Annotated in this window: 4 protein-coding genes; 2 read left to right on the top strand and 2 right to left on the bottom strand. The window is 67.9% G+C overall.

Annotated features, from left to right (window positions below; genetic code table 11):
* The first annotated feature begins 315 nt into the window (after positions 1 to 315).
* Positions 316 to 525, top strand: coding sequence for a hypothetical protein (locus tag VF468_20180; protein ID HEX5880608.1), 210 nt, complete (start codon positions 316 to 318; stop codon positions 523 to 525).
* Positions 526 to 968: 443 nt separating this feature from the next.
* Here VF468_20180 and VF468_20175 read toward each other — a convergent pair whose 3' ends face one another.
* Complete coding sequence (locus VF468_20175; GenBank protein HEX5880607.1) at positions 969 to 1,202, bottom strand: Lrp/AsnC ligand binding domain-containing protein; 234 nt, start codon at positions 1,200 to 1,202, stop codon at positions 969 to 971.
* A gap of 141 nt (positions 1,203 to 1,343) precedes the next feature.
* Positions 1,344 to 1,997, bottom strand: a complete 654-nt coding sequence (locus tag VF468_20170; protein HEX5880606.1) for a hypothetical protein — start codon at positions 1,995 to 1,997, stop codon at positions 1,344 to 1,346.
* Between the two features lie 980 nt (positions 1,998 to 2,977).
* Between VF468_20170 and VF468_20165 the strand changes: the two genes are divergently transcribed.
* Positions 2,978 to 3,306: RidA family protein (locus tag VF468_20165; GenBank protein ID HEX5880605.1), on the top strand; the 329-nt coding region annotated here is incomplete at its 3' end.

Here is a 3,306-nt window from a genome sequence, read left to right as displayed (position 1 = left end):
CATCACACTGCCCACAGGAAGCTGAGGAGAACCTGATTTGCAGACCGGTGGGCCGCTCGCCTGGCGCAAACCAGGCCGAGCTGGGTGCTTAGCCGCAGGCCGATGATTGACCCTGACCCCTTGCATGCCATATACGGACCGGCGGCCTCATCACCGCCGGTTACAGCTGACGAGCTGTAGGTTCGGTTGTCCGCTAGGCACCGTGATTGACCGTGAGTATCCGCTGTTTCGCGGCCCCACGACGGCCCCAGCGGGGATCCCCGTCGCGCTTCTGGCCTCTGAGGAACGGTCGGGCCGGAAGGATACGATCCCGCCATGATGCAGTACGAGAGCAAGGACGACGCGGGGCACAAGTTCTGGACGGCACGCTATGGTCGCTACGCCGTCCGGATCGATGCCAACAAGCCCGGCCTCTACCGGTGGGTGATCACGCTCGACGGCCCCGCAGTCCGCAAGGGCACTGCTCCCAATCGTGATGAGGCGGCGGCCGCGGTGCAAGCGGCACTGAAGGAGCTGCCCCGATAGGCACCTGGAACCTCTGGGTTATGAGTCATTTGAGGACCGTTCCGCGCGTGCGCTTCCGATCCAAGCGCTGTGGGCTGAGCAGGGCGTGGGCCACTCCCAATCGGCAGTCGTCCCGGCCCGTCGCATGCAGTAGCGCAACGTCTCGTGAGCAAGCCGTGAGCACGCAGGGCACGCGGTCCCATCCGGGTGTCAACGCCGTCCGGCGTTTCCGGTCCCTCGGCGCCCAGGGGCCGCGACCGCTGGCGGGGCACCGCATAGCGGTCTTGGACCCTCGCGGATCGGGCACCCCGAGCTTCAAGCTCTGTTTTCCCAGTTCAGCGCTGTTCGCAAGCGTCTGCGACTTCGGCGCCTGCAGCGTAGCTGCTCGCCGCCGACCGCCGCGATCCGCCCCTGTTGCTGTCGCTGTTACTGTCGGCCGTATACCGGAAGGGGGTCGAGCAGCGCTAGAGGTGCACCACCGGACAGGTGAGGGTCCTGGTGATGCCATCGACCGCCTGCACCCGCGCGACCACCAGCTTGCCCAGCTCATCGATGTTGCGGGCCTCGGCGCGGACGATCACGTCATAGGGGCCGGTGACGTCCTCGGCCTGTTGCACGCCTTCGATCCGGACGATTTCTTTGGCGACCTCCGCGGCCTTGCCGACCTCGGTCTGGACCAGGATGTATGCCGTCACCACAGGTACCGACCCTCTCACGTCATGCCGCCCGCGGCACCGGTAGCGACGAGCGCCGAGGCGATGGTGGCATGCACCTAACGTCCCGGCCGGTGGCGGGTCAGCCGCTGGCCTGGTTGCGTATCGTTACGACCCGCCGTGCCATCAGTGTCTGGCCAGTTCCTCCGGCATGGTCGCGGCCGGTGACCCGCCGGTGCGTTGACACGCCGTCATCCACAAGTCGGTGTCGAGCACGGCGTCGCGAGCTGGGTCGCGACCGACCCACGCCATGCACTCCTCAATCGCCTGGACCAGCAGCTCGCGCAGCATCGCGTCGGGGTCGGGCACACAAGCCTGCGCCATGCCGGCAACAGCATGGCGGACGATGATGGGCGCGGCCTGCCGGCGAAAGCGCTTCGCGGAGGCCGGGGCACCGCTGGTGAACTGGTCGGCCCACTGTGCGGCGTGCGGCACCTGGGCCAGGACCGAGCGGCTCTGCTCCTGGAGAGTGCCCACCGGCCGCCCATCCAGGGCAGCCAGGACGCGTTCGCAGGCCAGCACCGAGACCGCCATGACCCGTTGGCGCTCGGCCGCTACCACCGGCAGGGCCATCCTGGCCGACCGCAGGGCGATTCCAGCGTCGATGTGCGGGTCGTCGCCGGTCAGCCCGACCACCGACGGGATCAGGTCGGCCAGCTGTGAGCGGCCGGCGTCGGAGGTGTGGTCGTTGACGTCGCGGGCGACCGCGGCCAGCAGGGGGTGGGTGCACGCCGGGTGGTCACTGAAGCGTTCGCCGGCCAGCAGGGAGGCGAATTCCATGAAGCAGGCGCCCTTGCGTGGGCTGCGGTGCTTGCCGCGAGAGAGCATCGGGAGCAGCGCTGGTGGCTGATGGTCGTGGCTCAACATGAGGCACCCCAAGAAGACGCGGGCCTAGCGTGACCCAGTTTGCGCCGGAGCCGACGGACACGCTAGTGCAAGAAGAGCCGCAGCCCCTGACCCTTGCATGCCATCTAGGGACTGCGCGGTCAAGCGACGCTGGTCACGTCGTTTGCGCTGGTCACGCGCCAAAGTGGAATTGACCGGTGTAGACCGCTGATGACCGTCGCTGTCCCTTGGGACATCCTCCAGCCATCCTCCAAGTCGCCGCGGTGAGCACACCATCAGGCGTGTCCGGGTAAGGCGTGCAAGCTGCGAGGCGAGACACAGCCAAGCTCATCGGTGGACTGAGGGTGCCTGTGGTGTCCGCTCGTTACCGAGCTTGTCCGTCCGATCTGGCACGCGAGTGGCGCGGCCGGCGAGGACGACGATTGGCTGGGCCATACCACCAGACCGAGCCGAGTCTCGGCAGCAGTACTACCCTGCCGCTCCTTGGCCACCCGCGGTTGGCGCCTGCTGGGGTCTCTGGCCTGCCGCTCCGCCGGGGCTTGGGAGCGGGGAAGGCGCGGCTGCCCCTGCGCACCGCCAAGCCCGGCTGCATAAGCCGACTGCCCGCCGTCCCAGCCGTCATACAGCCCACGCCCGATCGCCTCCGACCAGATGGCCCGCACCTGCCCAGGATCAAGCAGACCCAGCCGGATGGCGAAGCGGCATGGTCCCGTGAGCAAGCTGGGGTCCGGTCCGTCTGGTCGCGGGCGCCTCTGGTGCTCCGGTCCTCCGCGACCAGGGACCGATTGGCCGGCCGGGCACGGCAATGCCGATTCCAGCCCCGAGGTTGGAACCGGCGGGGCTAGCCTTCACTCGGTCACGCTCCGACACTGAAGTCTCCGAGGCCAGCTGGCAGGGATGGCGAGGAGGCACCGATGGGGGTCGAGCAGCGACTTGAAGAGCTTGGTCTGGCCCTTCCCGGACCGCCTGAGGTCCCTCCTGGATTCAAGTTCCCATTCCATTGGGTGCGAGTGTGGGGTGGCAAAGCCTATGTGTCGGGGCATTCGGCGCAGGCACCCGATGGCTCGTTCACCGGGCCGTTCGGCAAGGTGCCAATCGAGGTCTCGTTGGAAGCCGCGCAGCAGGCCGCTGCCAAGACGGCCCTGTCGGTCCTCGGCAGCCTCAAGCGGGCGCTGGGTGATCTGGATCGGGTCACCGCCTGGCTGATGGTCTACGGCATGGTCAACGCCGATCCCGGCTATTC

This window comes from Actinomycetota bacterium, assembly GCA_036280995.1.
Lineage (GTDB): Bacteria > Actinomycetota > CALGFH01 > CALGFH01 > CALGFH01 > CALGFH01.
The sequence above is the reverse complement of the archived record's forward strand: the minus strand, read 5'-3'. Positions and strand labels throughout refer to the sequence as shown.